This window comes from Corynebacterium sp. LK26 (assembly GCF_014335085.1).
Lineage (GTDB): Bacteria > Actinomycetota > Actinomycetes > Mycobacteriales > Mycobacteriaceae > Corynebacterium > Corynebacterium jeikeium_D.
Window position 1 is genome coordinate 15,899 of the sequence record NZ_PDHB01000011.1, and the last position, 15,055, is coordinate 30,953.

The 15,055-nt window shown below is 60.9% G+C and carries 13 protein-coding genes; 7 read left to right on the forward strand and 6 right to left on the reverse strand.

The annotated features are described in order from the left end of the window. From CRD13_RS06725 to CRD13_RS06735, 3 genes are all read right to left on the reverse strand, one after another. Positions 1-846 carry a crotonase/enoyl-CoA hydratase family protein gene (locus tag CRD13_RS06725; protein WP_069359720.1) on the reverse strand — a complete coding sequence of 282 codons (846 nt, stop codon included), beginning with the start codon at positions 844-846 and terminating at the stop codon, positions 1-3. Between the two features lie 170 nt (positions 847-1,016). Next, the gene (locus CRD13_RS06730; protein WP_005510435.1) at positions 1,017-1,613 is read right to left on the reverse strand and encodes a superoxide dismutase; all 597 of its coding nucleotides are present in this window, start codon (positions 1,611-1,613) and stop codon (positions 1,017-1,019) included. Between the two features lie 136 nt (positions 1,614-1,749). Beyond that, positions 1,750-3,714 carry an alpha/beta-hydrolase family protein gene (locus CRD13_RS06735; RefSeq protein WP_255456348.1) on the reverse strand — a complete coding sequence of 655 codons (1,965 nt, stop codon included), beginning with the start codon at positions 3,712-3,714 and terminating at the stop codon, positions 1,750-1,752. A 123-nt stretch (positions 3,715-3,837) separates the two neighbouring features. Here CRD13_RS06735 and CRD13_RS06740 point away from each other — a divergent pair, with 123 nt between their 5' ends. From CRD13_RS06740 to CRD13_RS06755, 4 genes are all read left to right on the forward strand, one after another. Beyond that, positions 3,838-4,785, forward strand: a complete 948-nt coding sequence (locus tag CRD13_RS06740) for an L-lactate dehydrogenase (protein ID WP_016421677.1) — start codon at positions 3,838-3,840, stop codon at positions 4,783-4,785. 138 nt (positions 4,786-4,923) lie between these two features. Then, positions 4,924-6,885 (forward strand): pyruvate kinase, encoded by a 1,962-nt coding sequence (locus CRD13_RS06745; protein WP_187401453.1) that lies wholly within the window; start codon positions 4,924-4,926, stop codon positions 6,883-6,885. Between the two features lie 118 nt (positions 6,886-7,003). Further along, a complete protein-coding gene (locus tag CRD13_RS06750) occupies positions 7,004-7,882 on the forward strand; it encodes a hypothetical protein (RefSeq protein WP_187401454.1) in 879 nt (292 codons plus the stop codon). A 48-nt stretch (positions 7,883-7,930) separates the two neighbouring features. After that, complete coding sequence (locus tag CRD13_RS06755) at positions 7,931-8,848, forward strand: DUF5926 family protein (protein WP_016421674.1); 918 nt, start codon at positions 7,931-7,933, stop codon at positions 8,846-8,848. Between the two features lie 119 nt (positions 8,849-8,967). Here the strand turns inward: CRD13_RS06755 and CRD13_RS06760 are convergent, their stop codons facing one another. Further along, positions 8,968-10,371: an LCP family protein gene (locus CRD13_RS06760; protein WP_255467816.1), complete on the reverse strand. Its 1,404-nt coding sequence runs from the start codon at positions 10,369-10,371 to the stop codon at positions 8,968-8,970. Between the two features lie 131 nt (positions 10,372-10,502). Between CRD13_RS06760 and CRD13_RS06765 the strand changes: the two genes are divergently transcribed. Further along, on the forward strand, positions 10,503-11,312 hold the full coding sequence (locus CRD13_RS06765) for a fructosamine kinase family protein (RefSeq protein WP_049190932.1): 810 nt from the start codon (positions 10,503-10,505) through the stop codon (positions 11,310-11,312). Here the strand turns inward: CRD13_RS06765 and CRD13_RS06770 are convergent. After that, positions 11,309-12,697, reverse strand: a complete 1,389-nt coding sequence (locus CRD13_RS06770; RefSeq protein ID WP_049190935.1) for an amidase — start codon at positions 12,695-12,697, stop codon at positions 11,309-11,311. The genes CRD13_RS06765 and CRD13_RS06770 overlap by 4 nt on opposite strands. A 33-nt stretch (positions 12,698-12,730) precedes the next feature. Between CRD13_RS06770 and pheA the strand changes: the two genes are divergently transcribed. Together pheA and CRD13_RS06780 are read left to right on the forward strand one after the other, a co-directional pair. Further along, the gene (pheA, locus tag CRD13_RS06775; protein ID WP_049190938.1) at positions 12,731-13,666 is read left to right on the forward strand and encodes a prephenate dehydratase; all 936 of its coding nucleotides are present in this window, start codon (positions 12,731-12,733) and stop codon (positions 13,664-13,666) included. Between the two features lie 3 nt (positions 13,667-13,669). After that, a complete protein-coding gene (locus tag CRD13_RS06780) occupies positions 13,670-14,461 on the forward strand; it encodes a histidine phosphatase family protein (protein WP_187401456.1) in 792 nt (263 codons plus the stop codon). 35 nt (positions 14,462-14,496) lie between these two features. Here CRD13_RS06780 and CRD13_RS06785 read toward each other — a convergent pair whose 3' ends face one another. Further along, complete coding sequence (locus CRD13_RS06785) at positions 14,497-15,042, reverse strand: DUF1707 domain-containing protein (RefSeq protein WP_069359729.1); 546 nt, start codon at positions 15,040-15,042, stop codon at positions 14,497-14,499. Between the last annotated feature and the right edge of the window lie 13 nt (positions 15,043-15,055).

Sequence of the window (15,055 nt, forward strand, 5' to 3'; positions counted from 1 at the left end):
CTAACCACGCGCCCACGTGCCGCGCCGGGCGAACTTAGGTGAGACCTTCTTCATCGCAGCATTGCGAATAATGGCCGTGTTCTTGCGGGCTAACAGCAGCAGCTGCTGTGTGCGCTCGGCACGGAATGTTGCGCGAGGAGAGCGGTGCACATCGCGGAAAAGCCGCTTCGTCGCCGCCAGCTGATCCGGCGAGCGTGTCGCCAGCTGTGCCAACTTCTCCTTGGACAGCTTGAGTGCAGCGTCCTCCGTGTCCACGGCCCACGTCGCCAGACCGATCTCAGTTGCTTCCTTGCCGTTGAGTTCTTCGCCAGACATGGTCAGCCAACGTGCAGTATCGGCGCTGACCTCATCGAGGATGGTTCGCATACCGGACATATCCGGAATCAGTCCCCACTTCGCTTCGAGGATTGACCACTTGGCATCGCTCGTAGTAATGCGGAAATCAGCACCTAGTGCAATCTGTAGACCACCGCCGTAGCAGTGCCCATGCACCGCCGCAATGACCGGCACCGGCAGGCCTCGCCAGTCCCAGCAGGCGCGCTGGAACAGGTTTGTGCCGTGGATATCGGGGACGAATGAGCGCAGGATGCGTGAGGGCTTCTTAAATGCCGAGGCGAAATCGAGTCCAGCGCAAAACGATTTGCCCTCGCCACGTAGGATTACGCCACGCAGATCACGGTCAGCTGCCAGTTTCCGGGCGACGGCGGACAGCTCGGTCAGCATCTCAAGTGTTAGACCGTTGAGTTTGTCTCCGCGGTCCAAACTGACGACAGCGATTTTCGCCGCCTCTGAATCAGCTACGGCGAGGTATTCATAGGCGACGTTGACATTGTTGCTGGTGTTCATGGGCACTAACGCTAAACGACGGCTACGTGTGCCGCCCGGGAAATACCAAAAGTGGTCTCAAACAAGACACAAAAAACCGACCCGCTGAGGGTAAGCCCCGTCAGCGAGCCGGTAAGCCATCTTTAGCGCGCGGCAGGGACGCGTAAAAAGCCGCGCGCTGTTAGCTGAAATTACTTGGCAGCTGCGAACAGCTCTGCAGCGTAATCCCAGTTGAAGACGTTCCAGACAGCCTTGACGTAGTCAGCCTTGACGTTCTTGTACTGCAGGTAGAAAGCGTGCTCCCACATATCCAGCAGCAGAACCGGCTTCAGGTTGATGGACAGGTTGCCCTGCTGATCCGTCATCTGCTCAATAACCAGGCGCTCTGCAATGGTGTCGTAACCCAGAACAGCCCAGCCGGAGCCCTGCAGGCCCAGAGCAGCAGCGTTGAAGTGAGCCTGGAACTTCTCGAAAGAGCCGAAGTCGCGCTCGATAGCCTCAGCCAGCTCACCGGTCGGCTGGCCGCCACCGTTCGGGGACAGCAGCTTCCAGAACAGGGAGTGGTTGGTGTGGCCACCCAGGTTAAAGGCCAGGTCCTTGGACAGGCCGGTAACAGCTGCGAAGTCGCCGGACTCGCGAGCAGCAGCGAGCTTCTCCAGAGCAGCGTTGGCGCCGTTGACGTAATTAGCGTGGTGCTTGCTGTGGTGCAGCTCCATAATCTCGCCGGAGATGTGCGGCTCCAGAGCGTCGTAAGCGTAATCCAGCTCAGGAAGTTCGTACTTAGTCATTAGGAAAATTCCTCCTCAACACGTTTTTAGGTTGTGCCGTCGATGGTACTCAAGATGAGTGGATGCGCAACCATTTAAGCAATACAATTAATGCGAAATTCATAAAAAATGCTGTTCAGGGATATCTGTCACAAGTTTATGAACGCGGCGGCTGAGTGCGGCGAATCCACTTACTCACGCGCTTGAAGCGCATTCCGGCTGCGCCACCCAGGTCGTCGTCAAGCGGAATGTCGAGGATGGAAGCCCACGTTGGCAACATTTCTTCCTCGTACCGGTGGCCGTGACCACCGGGGACGGTGACGGAGGCGAGGCCGTCGATAAGCACCTGCCAGAAGGTGACGAACGGATGCCAGCGCATGGAGGGGAGAACATCGCGGCCGACGCGCTCTGCAAGCCAGTCGGGGCGGCGCCAGGCCAGTGGGTAATCCCACCAAACGATGGGGTCAGAGGCATGCTGCAGGAATGCGACGCGCGGGAATTCCCACGGCCCGAACTTGGTGCCATAGAAGGAGTGGTACAGCTCGTCGGGGCGCGTAGCGAAGCGGATGTTTCGCCCCTCGTCGATGACTGGAGCGATTTCCGGAGACCCCTTTGTCCGACGGTGCGTCAGCTCTTTCCACATCGCGGAGAACTGTGGTGCGCCCGTCCAGACAGCACCGTCGACGCGTGCGAGCATGTCAGCGGAATTCTCGAATGCGCCGAGACCGCCAAACCCGCCGAGGGATTCACCGGCGACGTAGACCTTTGGCCGGTCGTTCTCCGGCATCTTGTCGACTTCCTGCAACACCCGATGGATAAGGGTGTGGCCAGCCGCGATTGGGGTTTCGTGGTCCGTTAGCCATGCCACTGGGGAGGGGAGGTCAGAGTACTGCAGAGCGACAGTGGCGCAGTTGCCAAGGGTCAAGAACTCTGCAGCCTGCGCCGACCACGGTGGCACCCAACCGGTGCCGGTGGTGGTGAAGACAACCAGATGATCGCGCCGAAACGCGCCGGTGCGGTGCATCTCGCGGATGATGAGCTCCGCCTGTTCCCGCAGAGAACGACCTGGCACCTTGCCCGCATAAATGCGGATGGGTTCCTGCAGTTCGGAGAGCGGCTTGCCAGTGACCACCGCCAAATCTCGGGCACGGGGGCCTTCGGCGACGAAGACGCGCCCCTCGGCGCCGAGTGCGTACCACGGCTCCAAAGACCATGGACTCCCGGAACGTTCCGGCTCCCAGGGCTGCATGCGGCCTGGAACTACCAGGGTATTCAGGTATCGGGACTTCTTGGCGATGGACTCCAAAGTCCGACGGATAAGCAGTCGATCAATGCTGGCGGCCACGGCACCACCGACGATGGCACCGCTGAGAACCGGGGCGAGACCGCGCGGCAGCCAGGGGCGGAGGTTGTCCCGCAGTAAGTCATAGCCGCGATTGGCCAGCGCGGAGAGCCCCCGAGTGGTCAGGTAGAGACCACTGGCAATCATTGTGGAGGCGAACTGGCTGCGTGCGGATTCCTGCTCATCCTTGCCCACCAGGCGGCCAATTTCGCGCTGCTGGGAAATGGAGCGCAGCCACAGCGCCGCGGTGGTGGCCGTGGTGGCAACATGCCAGGTCACGGCCAGTGCGCGCTCGTGTCGAGGTGCCGGCGCAAAGCGGCTGAGCGGAGTGCTGGCCAGACGCCGCATCGTCGTGTTGTAGCCATAGCCGATAGCCACCCCGGTGACATGGCCCGCCAGCTGTGCCAGGAAGGTCACAGTAACGGTGGCGATCCGAGTACGCGGCATCAGCGAGGGGCTAAAGGCAGCCCATGACGCAATTTCTGCACCAATTAGACCGGGGTTGGAGGGAATGCCCGCTCGCAGTGCGCTGCGGATAGTGCCAGGGCCGGTACCTAGGAGACGTTCGCGAAAGACTTTGGTCGCCATCAGACTGCCGGTGCCGACTGCGCCCAGCGCTTTGGCCATGCCAGCTGTGCCAGCGACTCCTGTAATTCCCGTTCGCGCTGCTCGTGCAGCTCGCACTGTCCTGGTGGTTTCGATTGGCTGAGCTACAGGTGTGTTGCCCGTAGACGCAATCGAGGGCGCAATCGAAGTAAATGCGCGACGCAGGAATCCCATAACTCCCATCATGGCAAAATTTTTTCCACGGGGTTTATTCATCTCGCGCCAGTTTTCCGCACAAAGCGTAGCCTGTGGGGTGTCGCAACGTTTTCCGAATCGGTTGAGAAGGATCCGAGGGCTATGAAGCTATCCACAGGAAATAAGGTCGTGCTGATCGGCGCTGGCGACGTCGGCGTGGCATATGCGTACTCACTGGTCAACCAAGGCACTGTCGACCATTTGGCAATCATTGACATCGACGAAAAGAAGACGATGGGCAACGTCATGGACTTAAACCATGGCGTCGTGTGGGCGTCGTCGCGCACCAAAGTCACTCAGGGCACGTACGCCGACTGTGACGATGCCGCGCTGGTAGTCATCTGTGCAGGCGCAGCACAAAAGCCCGGCGAGACTCGCCTACAGCTGGTGGACAAGAACATGAAAATTATGAAGTCCATCGTCGATTCCGTCATGGCCAGCGGTTTTGATGGGCTCCTACTGATCGCCTCCAACCCCGTCGACGTACTCACATACGCCGCGTGGAAGTACTCCGGGCTGCCACACAACCGTGTCTTCGGCTCCGGCACCATCCTGGACACCGCACGTTTCCGTTACATGCTGGGTGAATACTACGATGTTTCCCCGATGAGCGTGCACGCATACATCATTGGTGAACACGGCGACTCCGAGCTGCCGGTGTTGTCCAGCGCCAACGTTGCAGGCGTCAGTCTGTCCAAGCGCCTCGCCGCCGACCCCGCGCTTCACGACGAGCTGGAGGACATCTTCATCCGAACCCGTGATGCCGCCTACGAGATTATCGATGCCAAGGGCTCCACTTCCTACGGAATCGGTATGGGGCTGGCCCGCATTACGCGCGCCATTTTCCAGAACCAAGAGGTAGCTCTGCCGGTCTCCGCATACTTGCAAGGTGAATACGGTCATGAGGACGTGTTCATCGGAACACCAGCCATTGTGAACCGTCGAGGAATTCGCCGCGTTATCGAGCTTGAGCTGGACGAATACGAAAAGAAGCAGCTGGACAAGTCCATTCAGACGCTCCGAGATGTGCAGGATCCATTCTGGAAGTAACTGCTGGTAGCGAGAGTAGATGTCTTCTCGACATGCGCTTTCGGCCGTCTCATTTGAGAATGAGAATGCCCACCTTCTATTGGCCCGCGTGGCCGACTCTGGCCAACGCTTCGTCTTCAACACAGGAGTGCCTTCTCTATGGCAGCGCAGAGCCCTCAAGACACAGCAACTGACAACACTGAAAGCGGCGCGGCCGTACCGCGTCTGGATGACCTCATCAGCAAGGTCACTGATCTGATCACAGAGTTGGACGACGTCTCGGTGGAGGCTTCTGCACTGCTCGCAGAGGTGCCGGAAGAGCGCCGTCGGCACGCGGAAAACCTGCTGCACTACGCACACCTGCGCACAATTGACATCCGTGAGCTGCAAAACAGCTTGCACGACCTCGGCGTGACCAGTCTGACCACGGTGGAGACTTTCACCCGGGGGCGCCTTGAGCTCGCTCTCAACGCGCTGTTGGCGCTGGCGGGGCGCACCTCAGACATCGATGTCGCCCGCATTATTGCCGACGATGAGCGCGCGGATATTGCCCTGGATAACAACGCCACCGAGCTGTTCGGTCAGGAGCGCGCGGATGTCACTTCGCACATTATGGTGACCCTGCCCGCCGAGGCCGCCGACGATGCAGAGTTGGTGGAGAGCTTCGCTGCCGCTGGCATGGATCTCGCTCGCATCAACTGCGCCCACGACGGCCCTGAGCAGTGGAGCCGCATGATTGACAACGTCAATGCTGCAGCTGAGAAGGCCGGTCGCCGCATCTTCGTGTCCATGGATCTGGCTGGCCCGAAGCTGCGCACAGGCGATATCGAACCGGGACCGCGCGTGGGTCGCGCCCGCGTTGTGCGTGACGACGCCGGCACGGTCATCTCCAAGTCCAAGATTTGGCTGACTCCACGTCTGGATGAGCACCCCAAGCCAGTTCCGAACGATTTGCCGGGGCGTCCTGCTCTGCCACTGGAAGCAGATCAGGGGTGGTTGGAGCAGCTGCAGCTTGATGATGTCATTACGCTGCATGACTCCCGCTCAGCGAAGCGTCACTTCACCGTTGTGCGCATCGACACCGACGTCGAGGGCGAGGTCGAGGCCGTGCTCGCCGAGGGTGAGAAGAACGCCTGGATCGCCGAGGGCACACACCTGCGCAGCAACTACGAGGTCACACGTGCTGGCGGCGTGCCACCGACCGTGCAAAAGCTGCGTTTCCACACTGGGGATGAGTTCATTCTCACCAGCCGCGAGGAAATCACCACCATTCCACGCACCGAGGATGAAATTCCACGAGTCTCCTGCTCGCTGCCGTCTGCCGTGGCGGCTCTGAAGCCGGGCGACCCGGTGCTTTTCGACGACGGTGCACTCGGCGCTGAGGTGGTTGAGGTCTCCGAGACGTCGTCAAGCGAAGATAGTCACGTCGATGCCCGGCTGCGTGTCCTGCGTACGAAGCCGAATGGTCAGCCGCTAGCGGCGCATAAGGGCATCAATCTGCCGAACACCGACCTGCCGCTCAATTCGCTTACCGACGAAGACATTGAGCACCTGCGCTTTGTGGTGGAGCATGCGGATATTGCTGCGGTGAGCTTTATTCGCACGCAGGGGGATGCTGAGTACGTCTACAAGGTGCTCGATGAGATTGCGGCGGAACATGAGGCTGCGGGCCGCGAGGACCTGGCGTCGAAGGCTCGGAATCTGGGTGTTGTGCTGAAGATTGAGACTATTCCGGCATTCCAGAATCTGCCGGGAATCATCATCGCCAGCATGAAGCGCGCCAAGTCCGGTCTGATGATTGCTCGTGGTGACCTGGCTGTGGAGCTGGGCTTCGACCGTATGGGTGAGGTCCCAGGCCAGATTCTGACGCTGGCGCAGGCAGCCGGTGTGCCGACCATTCTGGGTACTCAGGTGTTGGAGAACATGGCCAAGGCCGGCCTGCCGTCCCGCGCGGAGATTACCGATGCGGCCTTCGCCCTGCGTGCCGAGTGCGTGATGCTGAACAAGGGGCCGCACATTACCGAGGCCATCGCGATTTTGAACAACCTGGCCCGGAAGATGGGACGTTCGCAGCGTAAGAGCCGCATCATGCTGCGGAAGATTCGCAGCTGGTCGGACTAGTGGCTGGGGTAGGGGCCGGGCTAGTTTAGGTAGGTTAGGGGGAGCGCACTTAAAAACACCGTGGGAGAAAAGACTGCGGAAGAAGCCGGCCGCGCGTACGAGAGGAGCCCTGCGGAAAATGTCTAATGAACAGGCAGAAAACGCGGGGTGGGCTGTGCCGCCGCAGTCTCCAAAACAGCAGCCACAGCAGTCCCCACCTCAGGTGGTGCTGCCACCGCAGCAGAGCTGGCAGCCGGCTGTCTCGGATTCGGCCATCACCGGTGCGACACCGCGCTGGAAGGCCGATGAGATTGTTCGCAAGCGTGCGGACAGCGTCTTTCGATGGGCAATGAGCGGCGCTGGAGTATTCGCCGCATTTACCGTATTCATCTGGATGAGCATTCTGAGTCCAGGTCAGGATCTGGTGGTTTCCCTCCTCGGCGAACTGGGAGCATGGGCTTTCGGTCTCTGCGGAATGGTTTCCCTCATTGGGCTGGGTTTTTCGGTCTACAAGACCCTCCAGGTGCTGCGTGACCGCGCAACGTATGCCCGCCCACTGCTGTCGCGCACGGCAACGGATGTGCGCACGATGCACATGTGGCCAGTGCGCAACATCACGGGGCCCGTGGTCGCGTTGGCTGAAACAGGAGTCACTGCCGTAATGGGGCCAGGTCGCTTTATCTGGTATCTGGCCTGCGTTTTGTGGCCCCTTGCAACGGGTTGGTTTATCGCTGCCGACGTGTCCAGGACGTACTTCCAGGCCGGAATCATCACTGTTTTAGCTTGTGTGACAACTGCCCTTACGGCGCGGCTACTCCGCTACGTGTTGGCTCCCGAGGAAGTGCATCGCAACATTCCCGTTGGGGCAGGTCGCGAGCGCACCCAGCCCGGTTTCTGGTCCAAGGGCTTCATCCCCAGCGAAGCTACCGATGAACAAGGGGAGGCGGGCGCAATGGCCGTCGACAAGCAGCTTTTCGAAGGAACGGCGAGCGAATTCGTCGACGATTTTTATAAGTAGCCCAGGCAGTCGCGAATTACGGACTGCGAATAGGTATTCTGTGGCCTTGTGGGAAAGAAATCTCGTAAGAAGAATAATCAGGCCCCGGAGGGCATGAGCCGCCGTCAGGCGAAGCTGGCAGCCCGCGCTGCTGAGCGTGCAGCGTTGCTGGGCAATCCGCGTCCGTTCAAGGACTTCGACGAAGAGGCTGACATCGTGGCTGTCCGCGAGTTCGCACCGGCTGTGGTCATTCCGGTCACGGTCGCTGACGCTGAGCGTGACATCAAGGTCTGCACCGTGCTGCCGGGTGGCGTAGCCGCGCTGACGCGTGCCGCTGACCAGGGCAATGAGGCTTTCGTCGCGCTGCAGACGCAGGCTCGCACCAATGACGGCGCTGCGGATCTCTCCCGTGCGCTGGCGTGGGCTCGCGACGCAGAGTCGGGTCAGCAGCTCTCCGCCGCTACTGACGGCGAGGCTGCACCGCTTACCGACGTCCTGACCGCCGTGGATCTCGACAACATGGAGGTCCACCAGGACTTCGAGTGGTGGATTCCCAAGGGCATTGAACGCACCCCGATGATCGAGCAGAACCTGGCCGTGGCTAACGACGCGATTCTCCCGTCATACCGCCTGGACGCGAAGGTCGCTGGTGCTGTCTGGTGGATTGATCCGGGCGAGCGCGCTCACATCCGCTGGGTGCGTCGTGAAGATGAGAAGCCGCTGCTGGATGCCTTGGCACGCGTGCACGCTGCGGACAACCTCTCGCTGGGAGAGGGCACGAAGTTCGCCGGTGTCTTCCGTACCGATGGCGTGCTGGTGCCGGTCTGGGACCTGGATAACACCAAGCCGCACGACCACTGGATTGCTGCCGTGGAAGAGGCCGACAAGCGTATCGCTGAGGCGCTGGCCAGCGAAGAGCCGCTGACCGCCGAGGAGCGTAAGTCCCGTGAGACCATCGTGTCCCGTCAGGTGACCATTCGGAACTAGGTACCTAGACAGCCTGGCGGAACTGGTTTAAGAACTAACGCGTGTGGCTCAGCGAAAAACTGAGCCACACGCGTTAGTTGTCTCTAAGTTATCTGAAGCAGTTTTAGCTACTCTCTTGGCTATCTCAGTTCCGCAAAAAGTGTTGGCGCTTCGATTTCGTCCCAGAGCAGCACATTGCCCGCATAACCGGTATCCATGGCGCCTGAGGTGGGCACGGTAAGAGAATCGGAACCGAAGAGCATGCGCAACATCAGCCAGGTCAGATGCCAGACGTGGTCACCATCGCCGACGAGCACGGCCTTAGTGCCAGCATTGGCCAGGCGAATCCAGCGGTAGGGGTTGAGCCATACCGCAGGTGACTTCAGCCGTCCCATCAGCGCACTCATGAATTCACGCTGCCGCTCTACGCGGTCCAAGTCTCCCTGGGCGGTAGCACGCGTGCGCACGTAACCCAGGGCACTCGCGCCATCGAATTTCTGGCAACCGGCCTGAATATTCAGGCCTGCCAGCGGGTCGTCGATGGCTTCTTCAGGGCACATCTCGATACCACCGACAGCATCGACGACACCGGCGAAACCGCCAAAGCCAATTTCGGCGTAGTGGTCGATGTGGATTCCAGTGTTTTTCTCTACGGTATCGATGAGCAACTGGGGGCCACCAAATGCGAATGCCGCATTGATCTTGTTCTTGTCATTGCCCGGGATATCCACGAAGGAGTCACGCGGGATACTGACCAACTTCGGCTTACCGAGCACCGGAATGTGGGCAATCATGATGGTGTCGGTGCGCTGGCCGAAATCACCACTGCCCGTCGACAGCTTGGCGGCATCTTCCTCTGACAAGCCCGTACGAGAGTCCGAACCGACAAGCAACCAGTTGGAGGACATCGTATTGGCAGGGCGATCTGCCAGACCGGAGAACGCATCGACCCTGGTCAGGCGGATGTCGACAAGTGCCATCGTGACGACAAGGAAGATGACGAGAAGCAGGATGATGGATTTAAAGCGCAAGCGTGGCAGTCGCAAGCGTGGCATGCGGAACCCAGACCTGACGCCGGCGCCGTCACGACTGCCACGGCGTCCACCACGGCCAGAACTCGCTGCTTGTGGGGCACTGTAGTAGTCCTGTGACGAGCCGCGCGAGGAAGATTGGAAATCCGCATCCGGATTATATCCGGGTGGGGGAAACCGCGGATCGCTGCCAGCGCGTCCGCTACCGGCCCGGTTCATTGGTGGACGGGACTCAATGCGCGTTTCGTTCAGTGGCGCCTGCCGACGTTCCGGTTGCGGCCTAGACCTGCGCGGAGGCATAGGCGCTGGGCGGGCTGCCCCTGCCCTAGATGGGCGGTCGGAACGGGGCGGGATGGGGCGTCGTGAAGCGCCACGCGAATCGGCCTCACGGGGGCCGGCATGCTTCGGCGACGCCTCGTCCACACGGCGGTAGATGGGGCGGCCATAGCGATCTTTAAGCGGCCTACCGTATCGGTCGCGGGCAATGCGCGAGTCGTCGAAGTTGCCTTCCATACCAATAAAGAATAGGCAACGACAGTGGACTAAGAGAACCGAGACAGCAATACAAGTCTTGGTAGCGCTGGCGTTACCCTGCATGCGACGTGCTGAAAGGGGTTGGGAACGAAGAAGAATATGCTGGAAATATGTCCGCAATGAACCAGAACAACGAACGTGCAGTCAACGACTCGGATGTTTACGTCAAGAGCCGGCATGGTGTCCCTAGGGATTTCTTCGCCTGTGAGGCGGCGGGGCTGGGTTGGCTGCGCGAGGGCGAATCTGACGGCGGTGCGCGCGTAGTGGAGGTGCTGGGCGTGAGCGGGCATGCGCTGAAATTGCGTCGAATTGAGTCGAAAGCGCCGACTCCACAGGCGGCGTACGATTTCGGAAAATCGTTGGCCATTACCCACAATCTGGGCGCCGTTGGCTGGGGTGCCGGCCCCGATGGGTGGGAGGGGCACGGTTACTTCGGTCCACTGGATCAGCCCCTGCAGATGGACCTGACTCCACGGGAGAGCTTCGGTGAATACTGGGCGAAAGGGCGTCTGCTGCCAGCGCTGGGAAAGTTGGAAAGCTCCTACAATAACCGTCAGCTAGATATCTTTGACCAGCTCATTGAGCGCCTCTTGGCTGGGGATTTCGACAACGAGCCAGATGCTGCGCGTGTCCACGGTGACCTGTGGTGGGGAAACCTTATGTGGGATGCAGACGGCGCGATCTTGATTGACCCCGCGGCGCACGGCGGAGCCCGCGAGGAAGATCTGGCACTGCTGGCGCTATTCGGGGCAACGCATTTCGACGAGATCTTGCGTGGCTACGAATCCGTACATCCGCTGCCGGATTTCGCCGAGAGCTGCGAACTCCATCAGCTCTACGCCGTGCTCATGCACGCGGTGCTATTTGGTGGCGGATACGCCGGACAGGCGGCGGCAATGGCGGCGAAGTACGTGCGCTAGTTGGCGTTAGCAGCCTCCAGCACGCTAGCCATCTCCAGTAGCTCTGCCTCGCCGCAGCGCACCGCACCGATGTTGACGCTGGTGGCGGGGAGCTTCGCATTGGGCGTGCTGCCGCTAGTGTCCGGCACAGCAATGGGCACGGACACGCTTGCCCACCCAGTCAGATTCCACAGCGACAACCACGGTGTCCACCGGGTTTGCTCGTCAAAGTCCTCCCACGGCGCCAACGCAGAGAAATGCCCAATACGCGGAGGATCAAACGCCAGCGTTGGCGTAATCACCGCATCGACTTCCCAACGCGACCGAATCGCGCCGGGCAGAGCCATCCGCTGCTGATGTGTCGCCGCCGCCTCTGCTGTGGAAATCTCCTGGCCACAGGCTCGAATCCACTGCACAATCTCGGAGTAGTCCGCGCGCGGCAATTTCGTGGCCATTCGCGTGATGGTCCGTCGAAAAATCTCGAACACGTCCGGACCTGCCGGATCGTAGGGGCTGGGCACTTCCACCACGTCGTACCCGGCGTCGGCAAGACGGTCAGCCGCCGCCCACGCACCGTTTGCCCAGCGCTTATCGACGTCCACCTCAGCATGAAAAGGGCTGACAGTGACACCGATGCGAAGGGGACGCTGGGGCCGTCGGAAAGCATGCGGGGTTGCGGAAAGTGGCACCCCGGCCAGCAGTGCTGCGTCATCAACTGTGCGAGTGAGGAAGGCGGGCGTGGAGAGATTTCCACCCGCAATATCGTGTGCTGGCTTCAACCCAACGAGGCCACAGCAGGCGGCGGGCACACGGATAGAACCGCCGCCGTCAGAGCCCAGAGCTGCGGGAACGACACCAGTTGCGACAGCCACCGCGCTGCCGCCCGAGGAACCGCCGGGAGTGCGTGGCGTGGTATCCGGCTGATTGGACAGCTGATTGGGCGTGGCGAAGTAGGGGTTTTCTGGGGCCGGGTAGCCAATCGGCTCGGTGTAGGCCGTCATCCCGACCTCGGAGGTGTGCGTTGTCGCCGTGAGGACCGCGCCGCGAGCCAGCAGTTTCGCCACGGGTTCCGAGGTTTCGGTGGCGGTGAAAGCCAAGTTGGTCGAGCCCATCGTGCATTCGACACCAGCGATGGTGAATAGGTCCTTGATTGCCACTGGCAGACCTAGGAGGTCACGCGGGAGTCCGTGGCTAGCGCGCCGGGCGGGTTCGGATTCGGCAGTGAGGCTGCGCGCGCGGTCGACAGCGTGCTCGGCCAAGGACGTGGCAATACCGAAACGGGCGGGATTGGTCGCGGCGTCGTCGGCAAGCGTGGCGAATTCCGAAACGATTTCCGATACCGAGATTGCGCCACTGCGCACGGCTTCAGTGAGGGCGCGGGCGGGCATCTCGGAAGAAGAGGTCATGCAATAAGTGTAGAAGCCCTCTACTCTGAGCTTATGACGACGGTTACTTATTTGGGTCCTGCGGGCACATTCACCGAGCAGGCGCTGTGGGACATGGCGCGTGCTGGCGAGATTGATCCGGCAGGGGAATCCGCGGTCAATGCGGTGCCGGTGGATAGCCCCGCGGCTGCGCTTGGAGCCGTGCGCCGAGGGGAAGCGGACTTTGCCTGCGTGGCTATCGAGAGCAGCGTGGACGGTCCCGTTACACCAACTTTTGATGCCCTCGCCGCTGGGCCAGAGCTGCAGGTTTTCCGCGAAACCGAGGTCGGGGTGGTGTTCTCTATCCTGGTCCGTCCCGGTACGACGGTGGAACAGGTGCGTACTTTTACGACACATCCCGTAGCGTATCCGCAGGTCAAACAGTGGGTGGACGCCAACCTTCCGGGCGTGGAAGTTCACCAGGCCAGCTCCAATGCGGCGGCGGCCCACCAGGTCGCCGAGGGCACCCGCGACGCTTGCGCTGCCCCGGCCCGCGCGGGTGAACTGCTCGGGTTGGAGGCGCTGGCTACTGAGGTCGCCGACGTGCGCGGTGCCCGCACCCGTTTCCTGCTGGTGGGGCGCCCCGGCGTGCCGACGCCGCGCACCGGCGCCGACCGCACCTCGGTCTCCTTCACGCTGCCGAACCAGCCCGGCACACTAATGCGTGCCATGAATGAGTTCGCAGTGCGACAGGTCAACCTCACCCGCATCGAGTCACGGCCGACACGCGAGCTTTTCGGCCTCTACCGCTTCTACATCGACTGCAACGGCCACGTTGATGATGCACAGGTTGCCGCGGCTCTCGCGGCACTGCACGAATACGCCGAAGATTTGCGCTATCTGGGGTCTTGGCCAGTCGCTGAGGGCGGTCGGCGCAGCATTATGACCCCGCCACCGGATATTTCCCAGTCAATTGAGTGGGTCGACGCGCTTAAGGAAGGACGAAGGTAAAACATGACACCCGCCGCGCCCGAAAATCCAGTTGGACAGCTGCCTTTCCTCGGTGACCGCCCAGACCGCCCTGAATCTGTCATGCCGGTTGATTCCCAGCGCATCATTTTCATCCGCCACGGGCAGACCACCGGCAACATCAACCGCCGTCTGGATACCGCATTGCCGGGCGCACCGCTCACCGACCTCGGTGTGAGGCAGGCGCGCAGTCTGGGACGTCTTTTGCTTCCCGACGTGCACAGAATCGGTGACATCGTCACATCCCATGCCCTGCGTGCCCGCCAGACTGGCGCAGGCGCGGTCGCAAGTCTGCACCACCTGGGAGAGACTTCTGTTCGCATCCGCCATGAGGGTGGCCTCCACGAGGTTCAGGCCGGTGACCTGGAGGGGCGCAATGATCGCGATGCGCACATGGAGTACATGCGCGCCTTCTACCAGTGGCTCAATGGGGAGCTGGAGTACCGCCTTCCCGGCGGTGAATCCGGTGCTGACGTGCTGAATCGCTACCTGCCGACGATACAGCAGCTGCTGGAGCAGACAGGAGCGACAGGTGGTGAATCCAAGGAGTCGAAGGAGGGCGGCAACAAGGATGTCGTCATTGTCAGCCACGGCGCGGCTATTCGTCTGATTGGGCAGTATCTGACCGGGGTGAATCCGGAATACGCACTGCGGCACCGCATTGCCAATACTGAGCGAATCGAGCTGGTTCCGAGCGCTGTGGACGTCGGCAAGCCTGCTGGCATTGAACCGGGCACGTGGGATGTGCGCCGCTGGGGCGACAGCGAGTTGCCTTAGACAGGCAGCTGGGCGGCGACCGTTACTGCTGGCCGTTATTGCTGGCCTTCCTGAATCTCGCGGCGCTTCTGAGCTGCCAGGCGTAGGCGTTCCGTGCGACGCTTGGATTCCGCTTCGTTGATTTCGTTGAGGAGTTTTTCTTCGTCATCATTGATGTTCAGTGCGGCGCGCCCGATGAGGGCAACGGCCGCAGCGACGATGAAGCCGAGCCATGCGTTGTCGATATTGGTTGCAAACATCAGAACGATAGAGACACATACGATGATGCCTGCAGCAGAGTCAACAATGTTGAGCTGGCGGCCCTTTTTCATCAGAGTCTGCAGCTCTTGATCGACACTTTGGTGCTGCGGTTTAGCCGGGGTGCCCTGTGAACTCTCGGGGGATGTCTCAGCGGGCAGGTCTGCGAAGAGTGTTTGTAGTTGGGAGCGGGTTTTAGCGACTGCGGCAGCTTCGGCGCGCTTGGAGAATTCATCGACATCCAAGTAGCCGTCAGCGAAATGATTGCCGAGACGCTCCATGGCAGCGTTGCGCTCCCTATCGCCGACCCTGATTTCTGGCTTCTCGCTCGAGTTGTCGCTCATGATTATTAAGGTT

Bases quoted from the DNA above. Each gene is read 5' to 3' on its own strand.
- CRD13_RS06725 (WP_069359720.1), bottom strand. From the start codon at position 846: ATGAACACCAGCAACAATGTCAACGTCGCCTATGAATACCTCGCCGTA.
- CRD13_RS06730 (WP_005510435.1), bottom strand. From the start codon at position 1,613: ATGACTAAGTACGAACTTCCTGAGCTGGATTACGCTTACGACGCTCTG.
- CRD13_RS06735 (WP_255456348.1), bottom strand. From the start codon at position 3,714: ATGGGATTCCTGCGTCGCGCATTTACTTCGATTGCGCCCTCGATTGCG.
- CRD13_RS06740 (WP_016421677.1), top strand. From the start codon at position 3,838: ATGAAGCTATCCACAGGAAATAAGGTCGTGCTGATCGGCGCTGGCGAC.
- CRD13_RS06745 (WP_187401453.1), top strand. From the start codon at position 4,924: ATGGCAGCGCAGAGCCCTCAAGACACAGCAACTGACAACACTGAAAGC.
- CRD13_RS06750 (WP_187401454.1), top strand. From the start codon at position 7,004: ATGTCTAATGAACAGGCAGAAAACGCGGGGTGGGCTGTGCCGCCGCAG.
- CRD13_RS06760 (WP_255467816.1), bottom strand. From the start codon at position 10,371: ATGGAAGGCAACTTCGACGACTCGCGCATTGCCCGCGACCGATACGGT.
- CRD13_RS06765 (WP_049190932.1), top strand. From the start codon at position 10,503: ATGTCCGCAATGAACCAGAACAACGAACGTGCAGTCAACGACTCGGAT.
- CRD13_RS06770 (WP_049190935.1), bottom strand. From the start codon at position 12,697: ATGACCTCTTCTTCCGAGATGCCCGCCCGCGCCCTCACTGAAGCCGTG.
- pheA (WP_049190938.1), top strand. From the start codon at position 12,731: ATGACGACGGTTACTTATTTGGGTCCTGCGGGCACATTCACCGAGCAG.
- CRD13_RS06780 (WP_187401456.1), top strand. From the start codon at position 13,670: ATGACACCCGCCGCGCCCGAAAATCCAGTTGGACAGCTGCCTTTCCTC.
- CRD13_RS06785 (WP_069359729.1), bottom strand. From the start codon at position 15,042: ATGAGCGACAACTCGAGCGAGAAGCCAGAAATCAGGGTCGGCGATAGG.